This window comes from Heyndrickxia sporothermodurans (assembly GCF_003055045.1).
In the GTDB taxonomy this organism is placed as follows: domain Bacteria; phylum Bacillota; class Bacilli; order Bacillales; family Bacillaceae_C; genus Heyndrickxia; species Heyndrickxia sporothermodurans.
This window is the reverse complement of the sequence record NZ_NAZB01000014.1, coordinates 1-17,344: the sequence shown is the minus strand read 5'-3', so window position 1 is coordinate 17,344 and position 17,344 is coordinate 1. Positions and strand designations below refer to the sequence as shown.

14 protein-coding genes are annotated in these 17,344 nt (G+C 35.1%); 8 read left to right on the top strand and 6 right to left on the bottom strand.

Annotated elements, in window-relative coordinates; translation table 11 throughout:
* Positions 1 to 363: 363 nt before the first annotated feature.
* Entirely contained in the window at positions 364 to 2,001 is a 1,638-nt protein-coding gene (locus B5V89_RS05445; RefSeq protein ID WP_108070830.1) for an Ig-like domain-containing protein, read from the bottom strand.
* 193 nt (positions 2,002 to 2,194) lie between these two features.
* On the opposite strand from B5V89_RS05445, the gene B5V89_RS05440 reads away from it, so the two are divergent.
* From B5V89_RS05440 to B5V89_RS05430, 3 genes are all read left to right on the top strand, one after another.
* On the top strand, positions 2,195 to 2,446 hold the full coding sequence (locus B5V89_RS05440; protein WP_066231898.1) for a hypothetical protein: 252 nt from the start codon (positions 2,195 to 2,197) through the stop codon (positions 2,444 to 2,446).
* Between the two features lie 253 nt (positions 2,447 to 2,699).
* A complete protein-coding gene (locus B5V89_RS05435; protein WP_108070828.1) occupies positions 2,700 to 3,281 on the top strand; it encodes a ComF family protein in 582 nt (193 codons plus the stop codon).
* A 4-nt stretch (positions 3,282 to 3,285) separates the two neighbouring features.
* Positions 3,286 to 3,810, top strand: a complete 525-nt coding sequence (locus B5V89_RS05430; protein WP_066231903.1) for a hypothetical protein — start codon at positions 3,286 to 3,288, stop codon at positions 3,808 to 3,810.
* Between the two features lie 212 nt (positions 3,811 to 4,022).
* On the opposite strand, the gene B5V89_RS05425 is transcribed toward B5V89_RS05430, so the two are convergent.
* On the bottom strand, positions 4,023 to 5,618 hold the full coding sequence (locus B5V89_RS05425) for a WG repeat-containing protein (protein WP_108070826.1): 1,596 nt from the start codon (positions 5,616 to 5,618) through the stop codon (positions 4,023 to 4,025).
* 253 nt (positions 5,619 to 5,871) lie between these two features.
* On the opposite strand from B5V89_RS05425, the gene B5V89_RS20570 reads away from it, so the two are divergent.
* Positions 5,872 to 6,003, top strand: a complete 132-nt coding sequence (locus tag B5V89_RS20570) for a hypothetical protein (RefSeq protein ID WP_258223542.1) — start codon at positions 5,872 to 5,874, stop codon at positions 6,001 to 6,003.
* Between the two features lie 92 nt (positions 6,004 to 6,095).
* On the opposite strand, the gene B5V89_RS05420 is transcribed toward B5V89_RS20570, so the two are convergent.
* On the bottom strand, positions 6,096 to 7,646 hold the full coding sequence (locus B5V89_RS05420) for a multicopper oxidase family protein (RefSeq protein WP_280523950.1): 1,551 nt from the start codon (positions 7,644 to 7,646) through the stop codon (positions 6,096 to 6,098).
* A 421-nt stretch (positions 7,647 to 8,067) separates the two neighbouring features.
* Between B5V89_RS05420 and B5V89_RS05415 the strand changes: the two genes are divergently transcribed.
* Positions 8,068 to 8,295 carry an RpnC/YadD family protein gene (locus tag B5V89_RS05415; protein WP_107921387.1) on the top strand — a complete coding sequence of 76 codons (228 nt, stop codon included), beginning with the start codon at positions 8,068 to 8,070 and terminating at the stop codon, positions 8,293 to 8,295.
* A 438-nt stretch (positions 8,296 to 8,733) separates the two neighbouring features.
* Positions 8,734 to 9,216, top strand: coding sequence for a hypothetical protein (locus tag B5V89_RS05410; protein ID WP_108070823.1), 483 nt, complete (start codon positions 8,734 to 8,736; stop codon positions 9,214 to 9,216).
* A gap of 93 nt (positions 9,217 to 9,309) precedes the next feature.
* On the opposite strand, the gene B5V89_RS05405 is transcribed toward B5V89_RS05410, so the two are convergent.
* From B5V89_RS05405 to B5V89_RS05395, 3 genes are all read right to left on the bottom strand, one after another.
* Positions 9,310 to 11,049, bottom strand: a complete 1,740-nt coding sequence (locus tag B5V89_RS05405; RefSeq protein WP_244913448.1) for a methyl-accepting chemotaxis protein — start codon at positions 11,047 to 11,049, stop codon at positions 9,310 to 9,312.
* 40 nt (positions 11,050 to 11,089) lie between these two features.
* Positions 11,090 to 11,395: a hypothetical protein gene (locus B5V89_RS05400; RefSeq protein ID WP_108070819.1), complete on the bottom strand. Its 306-nt coding sequence runs from the start codon at positions 11,393 to 11,395 to the stop codon at positions 11,090 to 11,092.
* Positions 11,396 to 11,835: 440 nt separating this feature from the next.
* Positions 11,836 to 12,432 (bottom strand): TetR/AcrR family transcriptional regulator, encoded by a 597-nt coding sequence (locus B5V89_RS05395; RefSeq protein ID WP_108070816.1) that lies wholly within the window; start codon positions 12,430 to 12,432, stop codon positions 11,836 to 11,838.
* A 203-nt stretch (positions 12,433 to 12,635) separates the two neighbouring features.
* On the opposite strand from B5V89_RS05395, the gene B5V89_RS05390 reads away from it, so the two are divergent.
* Together B5V89_RS05390 and B5V89_RS05380 are read left to right on the top strand one after the other, a co-directional pair.
* Entirely contained in the window at positions 12,636 to 15,626 is a 2,991-nt protein-coding gene (locus tag B5V89_RS05390) for a S8 family serine peptidase (RefSeq protein WP_244913443.1), read from the top strand.
* A 515-nt stretch (positions 15,627 to 16,141) separates the two neighbouring features.
* Positions 16,142 to 17,344, top strand: a 1,203-nt coding sequence (locus B5V89_RS05380; protein ID WP_108070814.1) for a hypothetical protein, incomplete at its 3' end; no start/stop codon positions are given.

The window sequence follows — 17,344 nt, the reverse complement described above, 5'->3', positions numbered from 1 at the left end:
ATTTGAATAAAATAAGCGGAAAAATTCCCTCTATTTTGAGGGAAATATGGGTATTTCCCAAATTAAGCGGAATTTTTCCGTTTATTTTTCAAACATAGTGAAACCAACATGCAGTTTAACACCGCTATAATCAAGTCTGTTAATCGGATTCATTTGCATCCAATTATCGGGAAGAGAATATCTATTCGCAAGTTGATATTACTTATCAAGATTTTTTGTTTCTAAGTTTTTAAAAATTTTACGGGCATATTGTTTACTTTTACCTAATTCTTAGAAAATAGCGTATTCTTTGTCCTAAAAAAAAGCAGAGATCCAATCATTCAAAAGGCTCTCTGTTTTCCGTTATCGTATAAAAATTTCCTCTTACTTTACCTTCACTGTTTTGGAACCACTCTTATTCCCGGCTTTATTCTTTGCATAAACAACTAATTTCGAACCTTTTTTTTGCTTTGATATTTTCGCTTTAAAGGTACCTTTTTTTCCTACGGTCGCTTTTCCGACTAGCTTCGATCCTTTATACACATAAATAGTCGAAGCTTTTTCCCCTTTACCTTCTACGTAGGTTACTGTTGCTTTCTTAATTGTTGGTGTTTTTGGAGGAGTTTTATCTAGAACAGTAATGGATACTTTCTTTGTGCCATATTTGTTTTTGGCACTGACTTCAATTTTTGTTCCAGCCTTTTGCTTCGGAATATTAATGGAAAAGGCCCCCACTGAATTTGCCTTCTTCTTATAGGTTTTTCCTGAAGCTTTTACAATAACTTCTTGATTTTTAGCTGTTTTTCCCTTTATAACAGTTGATTTATCACTTACTTTATCGACTGTTAACGGAGCGAGCACCACGGGTGAAGTAATTTTTAAAGTGTATTTCCCTGTATTGTCATCCCAGTCATACTTATTATAAACCTTAAAGAAATAAGTTCCTTTTTTTAATTCAATTGTTTTAGAATATTTTGCAGGGTTTTTTGAGCTTCCTTCTACATAATCGCTTAATAGCTCATCATTTTGACTATTAATCAGTTGGAAAAAAGTAGTCTCATCAACATAAGAAACACTATTAAAAGTAACCTTTCCTGACTTTGGAAGGGTAAATTTATAATAATCAATAGTATCGTTCCAAGATAAGAAGCCTGTTACTGTTTGAGAAAATGGAAGAGCTTGTGCCTCAATCGTTCCATTGTTTGATTCTTTTTCATTATTATTTGCTGGGGTAAAGGAAGTTTTTAAAATATATTTCCCTGTATTGTCATCCCAATCATACTTATTGTACACTTCTAGATAATAGTCACCTGGCTCTAAATCCACCCAGTTATAGTATTTTGCAGGGTTTTTTGAACTACCTTCCGTATAATGGTCAAAAACTGTCTCATTATTATTATCAAGTAATTTAATATAAGTGTTTGAGTCGATATAGGTATTCAAGTCGATATGAAATCGTCCAGCCTTCGGAAGTGTTACTTTATAGAAATCAACCTCATCATTCCAGGATAAAAAGCCTGTTACAGCTTGATTGAATTTTAACGGTTGTGCGTTTACTGTTCCATTGTTTTGTTCGACTTCATTATTATTTGCAGCAGTAAAAGTGGCTTTTAAAGTGTAATTCCCGATATTCTCGTCCCAGTCATATTTATTGTAAATTTCTACAAAATATTTCCCTGGTTCTAAATCCACCCAATTCGTATATTTAGCAGGACTTTCTGAACTACCTGAAGTATAATCATCGAATACGACATCATTTTCATCATCTAATAGTCGAATGTAAGTGTCGGAATCTACATAAGAGGTAACATTTAGAAAGAATCTGCCTGCCTTGTTTAATTCAACAGTATATGTATTGCTGGTGATGTTTTTCGTAAGAACACCTTTTACATTTGTATTTAAAGGTAAATTAAATTCTGCAGCAGCTGCTTTCTTTGCAAATAGATGAACTCCGCTTAATAGAAGAGCCAGAATGACAACTATTTTTGCATTAAGACTTATTGCTTTCATCATACGATTCATAAATAATCCCCCAATTATAATTTTTTTAAAATACAGAAGTTTCCAATTTTATGAAAATGCCATCCCTCCTTGATGAAAAAGTGCCATACTAGTAACTCTTAGATTCCAATCTATAGGTGAAATACCGTTAGCATCCTGAAATCGAAAGAGTTTGCCTTTTCCATTTTTGGAAGTTTCATAAGATAAAAGTTACATGAAACAATGTAATTATAAAGAACTATATCGAATCTGTAAAGAAAATTTTACCATTTTATTACGTGGACTAGAAAACATAAAGATTATGCATATCATTAAATTAATTGTATTCGGAAATAGTGTGATAAGAGGGCTAGATAATGGGATTGAAATCAATCAATATACTAAATCGAAGGACGGATGGTCCATATGGAAGGGATCAAGCAAGAAAATACATATTTTAACGGTTATATTTTTTCCTGCATTTTAATAATATTCGTCAAAAAAAAAGGAAAATATTTATAAAATGTCGAATAACTAAATAGGTAAATAGTTTTAGAGAATTCCCAAAATGTAATAAACCTAAATAGTAGACTTTTGGTTTTACCTTCAGTAAATCAATCGATTTAAAGGTATAGTGAAATATTAAATGCATGAAAATAATCCGTAAAGAACTTTCTTTCTTATACTAAAGTCCTGATTATACAAAAAGAACTATATGTTAAAATAAAGGGAGGAAAATAATGAATAAACAAAATCCAATTAAATTACACGGAAATTGGATAGAAGGGTTTGCTTTTGATTATCATATAATTTACAGCGAATACTTAGGAGTAGACGAATGGGGCCGTGAGCTGTTCGATACAAAAAGAACCGAAATTGGTCAGCTACTTTATGAATTAAAGTATAAAAAAGACAAACTTAAGGCTGAAAGTATTGTCCAGTTAATAGGGCCTTTTCTTAATCTTTGGGGTATCTCTAACAAAATTGATTACATTATACCTGTTCCACCTTCAATAGAAAGAAGATTTCAACCAGTTTTCGAATTAAGTCAAAAAATAGGCGAGCATTTAAAAAAACAGGTCTTGTTTGATGTTATTAAAAAGAATAATCCTACACAATCCAAAAATTTGGTGACAGATAATAAAAATGAAATTACAGGATCAATTGTTAGAACAAAGCGTTTTCTAAGAAAAGTAAATTTATTAATTATTGATGATTTATATCAATCGGGAAAAACTTTAAATGAAACAGCGAAAGAATTGAAGAATGATCAAAACGTAAATAACATATATGTATTAACAATGACCAAAACAAGAAGGTGAAAAAATGAATGTTTTTATAGCGGGACCTAGGGCTATTTCTAGATTAAATAAGGATGTAATGGAAAGACTAAACAATATTATTAAAAATAATTTCACGGTTCTAGTTGGAGATGCGAACGGAGTTGACAAACAAATTCAGGAATTTTGCCATTCATTAAACTACAATAAGGTAAGAGTATTCGCATCAAACGGAAAAGCTAGAAATAATATTGGAGAATGGGAAGTTTATAAAGTAGATGTAGATAGAAACGTGAAGGGTTTCGATTTTTACGCTGCAAAGGATTTGGAAATGGCTAAAAAGGCAGATTACGGATTTATGATATGGAATGGTAAAAGTAAGGGTACGCTAAATAATATTCATAATCTTGTTAATTTAAATAAAAAGGTATTAGTTTACTTTACTCCAGATAAACAATTTTATACGATTCGTTCTTTGAATGATGTAAATAAATTGGGGAACAAGTCTAATAAGAATAGTGACATTGATAATGGTATAAAAAAAAATGAACAAATGTCATTGTTCAAGTAGTTAACTGGAGATTAAAAGGATACCGCCAGCGGGATAATTGATTAACTCATTTCGTGAAGAGTTAAACTTCGGTAACTATAAATACGCAATCACTGACAAACAAATATCATCCGAGAATATTAATCAAAAAGATGAAAGAACCGATCAAACTCCAAGCACAAGGACAAAACAAAGACCAAATCAATATACGATTTGGTCTTTGTCTAGTCTTCTTAATAATAGCTCAATTTTATAACTACTTTCCCTTTTTTATCAATGAATCCCGCCTTTCCATTTTTCTTCACGTAAGCGAGCCCTTCTTTGAAAGCTCCGACTTGATCATATTTAGGAGTTACGACAACTTGCACTTTGTCATTGATAAATCCGTATTGTCCTTTATAGGAAATAAAGGTTATATAATTTTCGGACTTGTAAAACATGCCGATATCTTCATATTTTGGCTTAACGATCACTTTTCCCGATGAAGTGGCGATCCCATATTTAGATCCTTTCATGATGCGGATCAACCCTTTATGTTGAAATGGATCGATACGGTCATATATCGGTTTAATGATGACTTTACCTTTGCTATTTAGAGCACCTTCTTTGTTATTTTTCTTAAAAATAACAAAATTACCTGTAAACTCACCGTCTCCGTAGGTTGCAGCTCTTAAATATTCATAAGTTGGTTTTACAATTATCGCGCCTTTTGTATTAATCAAACCGTATTTCTTATTTTTACTAATAATCGCTAAACCGTTTTTGTTAAATAAACTAATTGAGTCATAATTGAAATCGAGAATGACTTTCCCTTTTTTATTTATCACTCCATATTTTCCGTTTTTCATAACAACTGCGGCATCTTGCCAAAATTCATAAAGTGAACTTCCATCGGAATCGTAAGCTTCCTCGTATTGTGGTTTAACAATCACTTTTCCGTTTGTATTGATATAGCCTAGCTTTCCTTCGACTATAACTGGAGCAAGCCCTCTTCTAAATACACTGACGGAATCATAGAGCGGTTCGGTAATAATTTTCCCTTTCGCACTAATGAACCCGTACTTATCTTTTATCATTGTTTGGGCAAACCCATTAAATAACGTGGAAATACGGTCATATTTTGGGGTAACGATGATTTTTCCACATGTGTTAATTATTCCGTATTTGCCATCTTTCTTTATTTTGAATGTCCCATTTCCAAAATGGCTGATAGATTGATAAACTGGTTTTACGATAACTTTTCCTTGCTTATTCAGTAACCCATGCTTTTTATTTTGCGAAAAAGTAAACACTCCGCCAGTATTATCGTTGATTTTATCATAGGTTTGCTTGAGTATAACTTTCCCATTTTTATCGATGATTCCATACTTTCCTTTGTATTTAAAGTAGGCAACACCGTTTTTGAATCTGTCAATTTCCTCATACTTCGGTTTTACAATCGTTTTTCCGTTAGTATTGATTAATCCATACTTATTGTTCTTTATCACTATGATCGGATTATTTAAACCGACCTCGGTAAAATCATACTGTGGGGTAACAATGACTTTCCCTTTTTGATTAATGAACCCGTATTTCTTGTTCTTTTTTACACGTATTAAATTTGCACGTTCGGATTGATCGATTTCTTCATATAGCGGTTTAATGGCAACTTTCCCTTTTTTATCTAACATTCCATATTTCCCATTTTGCATAAAACTGACTAACCCATTTTTGAATTCAGTGCTTAGAACTTTCTTACTGCTTGCAGCAAATGAATCAGATTGCGAAGTACCCACTAGCAAGCCAAACAGAATAACACCAATGAACCAAATCTTTAAGCTTTTTTTCATAAGCTCCTCCTCTTTTAGAGTTTGTTATACGTTTATTTTAGCGCAAAACTACAGTTTAGTTTATGAAATTAGGAATAAAAAAGATATAGGATTTTTCTACAAATTACTACCTATTTTTTAATTCCAACACTCGAATTTTGTCGAAGGGTGTTAATCTAAAAGGTCAATATAGTATGATAAAATAAAGTTGCAACTGAATATTGTGAGGGTGGTTGGTTGTCACTTCTTCCGTTAAAGGAAGGAGGTGATGATCATGGAAACATTTCTTGAATTGATTCGTGAAATTTCGAAGGGGATTGTGCGAGAAATTGCAGCACATGTCTTTCGAAAAAATGTACTAGATAACAAGAAAACCACCCAACGTGTACTGCACCCCAAAAATTAGAGTGAAAATCTAACTTTTGGGGTGTTTATTTATGGCTAACTATAGTGAGATAGAATAGGACAGTGGACGGGATCAATAGTCCCGCTATCCTATTACTCTATCACTTTCATCGGCCGCATCATATCATAATCTTCATGCTCCAAAATATGACAATGCCAAACATAATCACCTGTGAAATTTTCAAACCGCATAATGATGCTTGTGACCATCCCGGGATCGGCCCTCACTGTGTCTTTCCATCCCTTTTCATTGTCATTAGGCTCTATCGCTGGTCCTGTATATTGAATATAGCCGTCTTCTAGGAAGCGATCCAAATTGAATGGTCTTCGATGTAAAATTTTAAACTGGACAAGGTGGACATGGATTGGATGGGCGAATGGGGTTGTATTGATAAATTTCCAAATCTCAACACTATTTAGCGAAGGTGTTTCGGTTACTGGATCATCCCACATGCGATGGTCGAGCAATAGCATTGGTCGGTTATATTGATCGATTGTTGCCCCCACTGTCAACAATCTCGTTTTTGTGGCCATTTCCTCCGTTAACGGTTCATCAGTACAAAGTGATGACGGAATTTTGCTCATATCTTTTTCCGAAAGTGGTAAGACCACCCGAAATTGCATGATGAAGCCAAGATCTCCTTCGTCATTCGAATTTTTAAGGATCAATGATTGCCCATTTAATGTTGAAAAATCAACGATAATATCCGCTCGTTCTGCCGGTTCTAAAGCGAGTGAGTTTAGTTTAACGGGTTCCGGCAAAAGCCCTCCATCTGTGCCGATTTGATAAAAAGGATGGTCATTTTCAAACTTTAATGTATAGCCGTTCGTATTCGATGCATTTACCAATCGAAAACGATATTTGCGCGGCTCTAGTTTTAAAAAAGGCCAAACCTTCCCATTGACAACAATCGTATTGCCGATAAATGCTGGCACAACCGAAGGATTTACCTCTGCAGGTGGATTAGTATTTTCGGGATAAAATAAAGAACCGTCTGGATTAAATGATTTATCCTGGATCATTAAAGGAATCTCATATTCGCTGCTTGGAAGTTGCAGCTCCTCTTCTAAAGGATCTCGAATGAGGTAAAAACCAGCAAGACCGGAATAGACATTTAATCTAGTAACCCCGAGGGCGTGATCATGGTACCAGAGAGTGGCCCCCATTTGATGATTGGTATATTCATACACCTTTTGTTTAAAGGTTTCCCCTCTAATTTTAAAATTCCGCGTAAACCAAGCATCGGGATGTCCATCACTATCAGATGCGACGTGAGCCCCATGAACATGAACGACTGTTCGAACATCTGGAGAATGAGAAGTCCCATGAAGTGTACGATCGATTGGTAATAGATGTTGACTCGGTAGACGATTCATCCATTTTACTTTAATGGTTTCATCCTTTTTCACATGAAAAGTGGGACCGGGGTACATCCCGTTATATCCCCAAATCGTTGTAGCTGGAAAGTATTTATGAAATTGATGCTTAGCTTCCTTCATTTCAATTGCATAATAAGGATCGTTTTCGTTAACCATTCGATTTGGTTTTGCGATAGCGGGAATCGGTAGTTCATCAACAAATTTCGGAATCGTTTCCGGATTAGAAGGATCAACCCTCGTTTTTTCTGAAGTAGAATGTTGCAAAGAAAACACTTCCTTTTTTTAAACAGTTTATGTAGGTCATTTGTTTATGAATGGGGCAAACGCGGAGATAGCGACTCTTTTGATTAGAATGTATGTTCTCATTTTATTATAATATTTGTATGCATTATTATTTTTTTAAAAGGTTGTGGTAAAATAATGTCAAACTTTCTTGTCCTAGAAGAAACAGAGGAGTATAGTCATCTATCTTAATCAAACGAAACAAGACAACGAGGAACGTTCCCGTTTAAAACTCCAATTATTATTAGACGTTCTGGAAAAAGGACATTATCCGCATAAAGAAAACCACACAACGATCTCAGCATTATTTTATTTCATTGACTATTTATTGAAGATTCCAGAAGCCTTGACGAAAAAACTAAGGGATGAAATTATACCTATGATCACAAAGGAGGCAAAATACATGATCCATTCCGAAAAAGTGCCATCACCAACACTTGCAGAAGTTTTTGAGCTCTATAGGAATGAAGGAATAGAAAAGGGCTTAGAAAAAGGCTTAGAAAAAGGCCGTTTAGAAGAACGTAGAAATTTAGCCTGTGAGCTCATTCGTGAAAACTTTTCAAATGAAAAAATAGCAAGGATGACTAAGTTAAGTATAGAAGATGTGATTGAACTTAGAAGGAAATTATAAATCTTGTCGTCTCCACCCTTTTTGAGTCATTCCCAAGCATTTTAAATGTTTGGGAATGACTTTTTTTATCTTTTTTGAGGCATAACTGTGATTGATGGGAATTCCCTGAGTCACAAAACGAAAAACGTGGAAAAGAAAATGCTGCTATGATCCACAAACCCGAGAGTATGAGTCACAAACTAAAATCTATGAGTAACAAACTGATTTCCATGCGCCACAAAACAAAAACCGGTGAAAAAAATCTGCTGCTATGATCCACAAACCCGAAAGTATGAGTCACAAACTAAAATCTATGAGTCACAAATCGATTTCCATGCGCCACAAACCAAAAACCAGCGAAAAAAATCCGACGCTATGATCCACAAACCGTTTTTATAATGCATAAATCTTTTGTAATGGTCAAATCTAAATTAAAACGGAAAGAGGAGGCGAAAGTTTATGATTGTACCCTTGATTCGAGTAGGATTCATTTTGTCTTGGCTAACTGTTTTTTTTATACCTAAAAAAACTGTTAAAAGATACCTTCCAACTTCTACAATGTCAGCATTATTAGTCTTGACCCTTGTGTTTATTGGAACTCCTTTTAATTTTTGGAAAGTAAAAGGTGGTCCAGAAACGAGGATTAAAAACATATTAAGTGTTATTCTAGGTCCTTTTGCGGTAGGAACATTGTGGATTTTCCATTTAACTTTCCGGAAGTTTTGGTTATTTATGTTGACCAATTTGGTTCAAAATCTAATTTATGCATTTCCAATACTAACCTTTTTTGAAAAAATAAATTTTATCAAATATGTTAAATTCACACGAATCCATCATTTGATTGCCTCAATGTCATTTGCCCTAATCCTATACGGTTTTCAATCGTATCTTGAAAAGCCTGTTTCAACAGTTTTACGATTATCGGATAAAAGAGCTCTCTAAGATTATACTCATGACTCCTTCGTTCAAACTTTTCACTAAAAAAGACAGAGAGTGAAAAAACTCTCTGTCTTAGTCTATTCCGCTTTTTTGAAACTATAATCTATAATGATGAATGGTTTGGTTTAAATCTTCGCTTAGTTTGTTCAGCTTTTCTGCAAGTGTAGTTGTAGTTTGAAGTGCGTTCATTTGTTCATCTACAGATGCGGTGATTTCTTCAGCTGATGCTGCAGCTTGTTCAGACACGGCTGAAATGTTTTGAATGGCCGCATTGATTTGCTCACTTTGTGTTGTGATGTTTTCAATTTCTGTGCTCAAGCTTTCAATTGCTTGAACAGATTTTGTAACAGTTGAATGAATATTGTTAAATTCTGTTTCTGTTTTTCCCACTACCTCATTTAATTGCTGAGAATGTTGTATCGTATTAGTCATCGCTATTACTGTTGCTTCAGTATCTTTTTCAATTTCAGTAATCATATTTTGAATATGGGCAGTGGCTTGTTGCGAGCTTTCAGCAAGTTTCCTCACTTCTTGTGCGACAACAGCGAATCCTTTCCCGTGTTCACCCGCACGAGCTGCTTCGATACTTGCGTTTAATGCTAGTAAATTCGTTTGGTCAGAAATCCCATTGATTGTTTTCGTAATGCTTGAGATATTTTGGATTTTATTAAATAGATTCGTAATACCTATACTAATATCATCGGCAGATTTTAATGAATTATCATTTGATTTTTTTAACTGTTCGACCATTTTCATCCCATTCGTTGCTGCTTTTTCGGACGAAACTGTGATATCTTTTATCACGCTATGGTGTTCATTTACTTTTTCGATAGAGGTTGACAATAATTCAATGCTTCTACTTGTTTCTTCTGTGTCGGAAGCTTGTGCGACCATTCCTTGGGTAATTTCAGTAAGGGCACTGTTTACTTCTTCACCGCTGGCAGTCGTTTCCTCTGATACAGCTGATAAATTTGAAGCTGAGTCTACCAAATTCGTGCTCATATCTTGTAAATGATGAAGCATCGTTTTCAATTCGCGAACCATTTTATTAAATGAGGTACTAAGTTGTCCAAGCTCATCCGCTGATTCTGGAAGCTTTGCAACATTTAAATTCCCGTTAGCGATTTCCATAGAAACATCCGTAATCGTTCCTAGTATCTTGAATTTCTTTTTCACTACAAAATAGAAAACGAGCAGACAAATGATCGTGATAGATGCACAAATAATGATGGTCATCCATTTTAAAGATTCCAGGCCTTGATAAAATTCGTCTGTGTATGCTCCGATTCCAATATTCCAATCCCATGGCTCGAAGTAGTTCATATAAGATATTTTTTCCCGTGGTTTCTCATCGCCTTTATTTTTCCAGTTGTAAGTGTAGAAATGGTTATTTGCCTTTGCTGCTTTTATTAAGTTGTTTCGAACATTAACAGCATCTGCTGAATTGTCATTTGTTCCAATTGGTGTAATTGGATTCAACGTTACTTCTCGGTTTGAATTAATGGCGAAAACATATCCATTCTTTTTGTACAAAAAGGGAGATTTCGTATAGTCGTAGATAACTTTTTCATTGTCAACCTTCTGACCATTCAGAATTTCACGAGCTTTTTCTTGAGCTTCATTCAATGTAATTTGTCCACTAGTCACTTCTTGATTTAATGTTTCTAGAGTCGATAAGGCAGTTTGGACGAGATGCTGCAAGTCCAATTTTCCACTTTCTATTAGTTCTTTTTTCGCAAATTGATAATTGAAAACCCCGATTGTTATACTGATGATGAATGTCATCACTAATATTCCCGCTATTAGTTTAGTAGACATTCGATTAAAACTATTCATACGTTTCACTTTGAAATTTCCTCCAGAATATGTAAATTTATTATTCGTTTGTTGCAAGAATTCCTATTAAAATATATTTAAGGTAGCCGCTTACATCTGATTGTCGATTTTTGATTAAAGAAATCATATGAATTATTTTAATTACTTCTCTTCTTTGGACTTTTGTCATAATAATTTCTATGATTTCATCCTTGGTTAAAAATATCGTTTCATTTTCAAAATTAATAGTTAATCGCTGAATGGATTGAAGATTTTGGTAAAATATATTTTTTATTTGGTTTCGACTGAGTCGTATGTCACCATAATCGAATACATGTTTTTTACTCATTTTAAAATCATACAACATTGCTATTTTTAGCTCCTTCCATATTTTTTTGACAATAAAAAAAGACTTTCATCCTAGTCTAATATCCGGATTTCTTGGTGTGCTAGAACTATTGGCCTATTTATATTCTATTTTTCAAGCTGTTCGCAGATATTGGTCTAATATGCGTTATTGCTATGTTTTCACAACAATAGTAATTAACGTGATTTATTTTAACATACTATTTTCGCTAATTTAATAGTACTATTTCTATTCGAAATTATATGAATTATTAACAAATAATAATTTCATTTTGTGGGATAGGAAAGTGGACGTTTCCCGTCTTCGGTAATTTTGTGACTGTCAAATAATCGGTTGTTATAGCATTTTTGAAATTGGTTGAGGTAAATTTGTAGCGTGTATTCTGAAATAGGTAATGTGAACTATGCTGCGGAAGCGAAAAAGAACCTCGGCCTACTCACCTAGTAGTCTCGGCCTACCCCGTATAAAAATAGCCGAACCATATGAACAGCGAGGTTTTCCGGGGTATCTTTCCCTTGAAATAAGTGGGTAATGGTCAGTCGTTCGATGGCTCCGACGAGGATTTCCGAAAAAAGGCTTGTGTCCAGATTCGGAAGGAAGTAGCCATTTTGCACTTCTGAATCAAGATTCATCTTAATCTGCCAAGCTAATTGACGTTTAATTTCTTCGGATTCCGGTGCCATGAAGAAGCCAATCCGTGTTAAATCGGGATTTTCATTAAAGAATGTAAGGATGTTCGCTAATCCTGCGGAAATTTTATCCGGGACATTTTCACTGACAATATCCGAATCGAGCTTACTCGATTTAGTAAGCGTGAATATCCGGTCACGGAAGGAGTCGACTAATTCTTGGAAAATTGCTTCCTTGTTTTGAAAGTATAAATAGAAGGTAGGCTGTGTGACATTTGCCTCTTTCACGATATTGCTTATTTTCGTTTTATAAAATCCATGATTTGCAAATTCCTTTGCAGCAATCGTTAGCAAAAGTGCACGACTTTCTTCTCCGCTTGCTCCTTTTTTTCTACCACGCTGTCCCATATATAACACTCCCAACTTTGCTAACTTCTTTTATAGTACTAAGGGAGAATTCGACAGGTCAATAGGGAAATGTCGAAATATAGTGAATTTTTGTCGAAAACTTTTCCGCTGGCAAAAATAGATTTAGATTGAAAAATAATACATCCGGAAATATTATAGATTTGGAGAAGCTTTTACAAAAAACAATACAAGGGGGCAATTATGTGAAGGTAAAAAAGTTAAGCAAATTGACGGCATTGGTTCTAATTTTCTCATTAATCGTGGGATTCATTATGCCGCAAAGCTATCGTGCCGAAACAAAATCAGGCGCATCCATTGAGGAGGCAATCCCACTTAAAGCTGTTGGTAGTATTAATAGTACTTTTAATGAGCCAGGTGTTCATTGGTATCAAATCTCACCAGCGGACGTAAACAAATTTTCGCATATGCATCTAGCAGTAGATAGCGACCAAATGGTCTATGTAACGGTGTACGCGAATAAAGAAAACGCGAAAAAAGATATTACCTATGACCAATATCGGACAAGTACTTACACAGAACCCGATACATCGGCTGCGGTCGTTCATTTCCCATATGCATGGACAGGTCCATACTACATTAAAGTTGAGTATTATGGATACGACGAAGATATGGAAGAAATGATGATCGACGAGGAAGTACCACCAGGAGAAAATGAGTTTATTCCTGCAGACTACACGCTATCCACTAAAGGGGAAAAACTAAAGCCAAACGCAGATACTTCATCAGGATCTGATTGCCCAGTGGAAATTGGTGCGAAAGGGCAAAAAGGCGGAGCAGAACTGCTAAAGTCTATTCGTCAATTCCGTGATGGAATCCTATCTAAATCAGAAGAAGGTAAGAAACTATCTTCTTTATATTATAAATCCGCACCATTTTTAGCGGTAAAATTAGTAGTTAATAAAAGTGCTAGAGAAGAAGTTTATAAAAATTTAGAAGTGTTAAAACCACTTATTACTGATTTAAATAAAGGAAATAACTCACATGTCATTAGTGAGAAGGAAGAAACTGCAATTAACGTATTGTACGATCTATCAGTAGGCGCTGTTCCGGCAAAATTAAAAGCAGAAATGGAAAGCATTGCAAGTAAGGTTAACATTAAAAATCTTAAAGGAAAAGAAGTTGCAGATGTAATCGCTAAAGTAGGAATCAAACTACCTACACAAACCGCAAATAAATACATCGTTAAACTTAAATCAGGCAAGAAATTGAGCTCAGTAAAAGCAAAAGCTCGCTCTTTATCTGCTTTATCTGTAAAGAATAATGATTCATTATTTGATAATATGTTTGTCGTGGAATTAGATGAAGATCATTTTTCAGGCATGTCGGCTCAATCCAAAAACAAAGCAATGAAAGCAACTGTTTCGCAAATTGAGAAGCTTCCAGACGTTGAATATGTCGAAAAAGTCCAAACTTATAAAGCATTATCAACGGACATCCAATCCGGAAATCAGTGGTCTTTAACGAATACTGGTAAAAATGATAATGTGGGCGAAGGTAAAGCCGGGGCAGACATTGGGAATAAGAAACTGCAAGCTTTACTTAAAGATAGAAAAGATTTAAAAGATACATTAGTAGCCGTCGTTGATACAGGTGTTGATAACACACTTGCTGATCTTAAAGACCAAGTTCTTTTGGACAAAGGAAAGAACTATATCGATACTAATGAAAAACCCTTGGATGATAACGGTCATGGAACCCACGTATCCGGCATCATTGCCGCAAAGGCCAATAATGGCTATTCGATGGAAGGAATTAACCAGCATGCAAAAATTCTTCCTGTAAAAGTTCTTGATGCATCAGGTTCAGGGGATACTGAGCAAATTGCCCACGGAATTAAATACGCAGCAGACAAAGGGGCAAAGGTTATCAACCTAAGCTTAGGCGGAAGCTATAGCCGTACATTAGAATACGCACTGAAATATGCAGCAGACAAAAATGCTGTTATTGTGGCAGCAAGCGGAAATGATGGACAATATGGGATTTCTTATCCAGCAGCATCTAAATATGCAATCTCTGTTGGCGCAACAAATAGCTGGGACATCGTCGCTGATTATTCGAATTACGGGGTTGGCTTAGATCTTGTTGCACCTGGAAGCAATATTCCAAGCCTTCTTCCAGACGGAAATGTCACGTATTTGAGTGGAACATCGATGGCAGCACCACATGTAACAGCTGTAGCAGGATTACTTTTATCAAAAAATCCGAAATTAAAACCAAACGATGTACGAACAATGCTTCACGAAACATCGAAACATGTAGAATTCGTAGAGACGGATAACAAGGGCAGTGAAGGCGGCTCACTGATTGATCTAATCGGTGGAGGCGGCGGTGGAATAGATATTGACCCAGATGAGGTAACACTTCCACAAGGCGCCGAATTAGTCTCCGGATACGGACGTTTAAACGCCTACAGCATCTTTAGTAAACTTGATTTAAATGTGAAACTGAATGGGATTTATGACAATCAAAATAAAGTCACAGGTACGACAGTTAAAGGTGCAAAAGTCGAAGTTAAAAAAGGATCAAAAGTCATTGGCAAAGCAACTGCAGCAACCAATGGCACATTCAGTGCAAAAATTCCGGTTCAAAAGAACAAGCAACAGCTTTCAATCGTTGTTACAAGTGGAAAAGCACAAACGACATTTAAAACGTTTGTGAAAAAAGGCAGCGCACCGAAAGCACCAAAAGTTAACACCATTAGCAATAAATCAACGTATGTGACTGGTACAGCCCAAGCGGGAGTGAAAGTAATCGTTAAAAACACTTCCAAAAAAGTGGTTGCTCAAGGCACAGCTGACAGCAAAGGAAAATTCAAACTCAAATTAAAGAAAAAACAAAAAGCAGGTACTAAACTATATGTAACAAGCCAAGACCTAGCAAACCGAGTAAGTAAATCAGTTACAGTTATTGTAAAAGACAAAATTCCACCTGCTGCACCAAAAGTAAATAAAGTCACAACAAAGTCAACGAAAGTAACCGGAAAAGCTGAAGCAGGCTCAACAGTTACCTTGAAATACAAAGGCAAAACAATCGGCAAAGCCAAAGCAAGCAAAAAAGGCAACTTTACAATCAAAATCAAAAAGAAACCAGCCGGCGCAACACTTTATGTAAATGCTAAAGACAAAGCTGGAAACATAAGCAAAACTGTAAAAGTTAAAGTGAAAAAAGCATAAACAAACGGGGCAGTGGATTAGATCCACTGCCTTAAATCTTAATAATTTTGTAAAATTCAACAAATTGGATATGAAATACTGGAGGGATGTAGGTTAGCAGATATACCTCAGTCAAGAATTGATCAAAATTTCTAGAAAGGGAGTGTAATTGTTGTTATGTTAATTCTAGAAGAAAGGATTACGTATACTGATCATGATCGACTGTTCAAGGAATTAGTTCAGACATTTTTCCAAGAATTTATGGAAGCATTTTTTCCTCAGGAGTATACTGCTATTGATTTCAATTCTGTGAAGTTTCTCTCGCAGGAGGTTTTTACAGATTTCCCGAACGAGAAAGCCCACTCCTTTAGGGGTGGGATGAGAGAGAGGTCAGATTCGAAGTGCCACGAAAACAGAAGTTTTTTGGTCCTTCAAGTATCTAAAAAAATCGTAAAAACATGGGCATGTCCCTTGTTTTTTTATATTCAAAATAATATAATTATAGAAACATATGTTCGAATTGGAGGTGTTCACAAATGGCAAAAACATCTTCACCGAGTTTCGTATTATCGTTAGAGTTAAAGAAAAACCCTCTTTTATTTTCCGTAGCTTTTGATGAATTAGAAATTTGTAGAGTAATATACAATACGGTATTGGGCAAGTATTTAAAATTAGAAAAACAAATGAAACGGGAAAAACGTTATAAAAAACTTATTCGTCAATTAAAAGCTGTTTCGAAAAAATTAGAGAAAAATGAACAAAATAAAGCTTTGATAAAAGATAAAAAACATATTCAAGATGAATTAAAAACATTAAGAGAGAAATACCACCTAACGGAATATTCCTCTCACGTATGGGTGAAGCCGGTTCGTGAACACTTCGGAAGCAAAGTTAATTCAGCTGTTGCTCAAAAAATAGCGACGAGAGCCTGGCATACTTTTAGCAGAAAATTGTTCGGGAAAGCTAAAAAAGTTCGTTTCATTCAAAAGCATGAAATGGATAGTTTTGAGGGCAAAACCAACAAAACAGGGTGGAGATACATCGATGGAAATATCGTATATAAAGATTTACAATCGCCATTAATCGTGAGAAAGAAAGACCAGTACGCTTTAGAAATCATTCGTCATTTAAAAATGAAAACAGAGTTTTCTTATAAAGTAACCTCTGAAGGTGATACAAAAACTGTTCAGGATTTTTATCATGTCAAATATGTTCGTATCGTCAAGAAAGAAATTCGGGGAAAGGTGCGTTTATTTGCTGATCTAGTCATTGCTGGTTATCCACCGACAAAAAACAGAAAACTTGGTAAAGGAAAAGTAGGCTTAGATATTGGTATCTCCACCGTCGCTGTTTCAGCTTTAACGAAAGTTTCATTGGTAAATTTAGCCGAGCAAGTAAAAGAGATATCCCGTGAAATTACGCTAACCCAAAGAAAGATGAACCGTTCAATGCGTGCCACAAATCCACAAAACTTTCATTTTGATGGGACCATCAAAAAGGGTAAGAAATACTGGGTGTTTTCACCCCGTTATAAAAAGCTTCGCGCGAAGTTAAAAGAGTTCCATCGGAAACAAGTGGTTATTCGAACAGTATCTCATCGAACATTAGCGAACAGACTGTTAGAATTAGGCGATACTTTCTATATTGAAACAATGAATTTTAAAGCACTGCAAAAGCGGAAAAAGGAAACTGAAGTTTCTGTAAAGACTGGTAAATATAAACGTAAAAAGAGGTTTGGA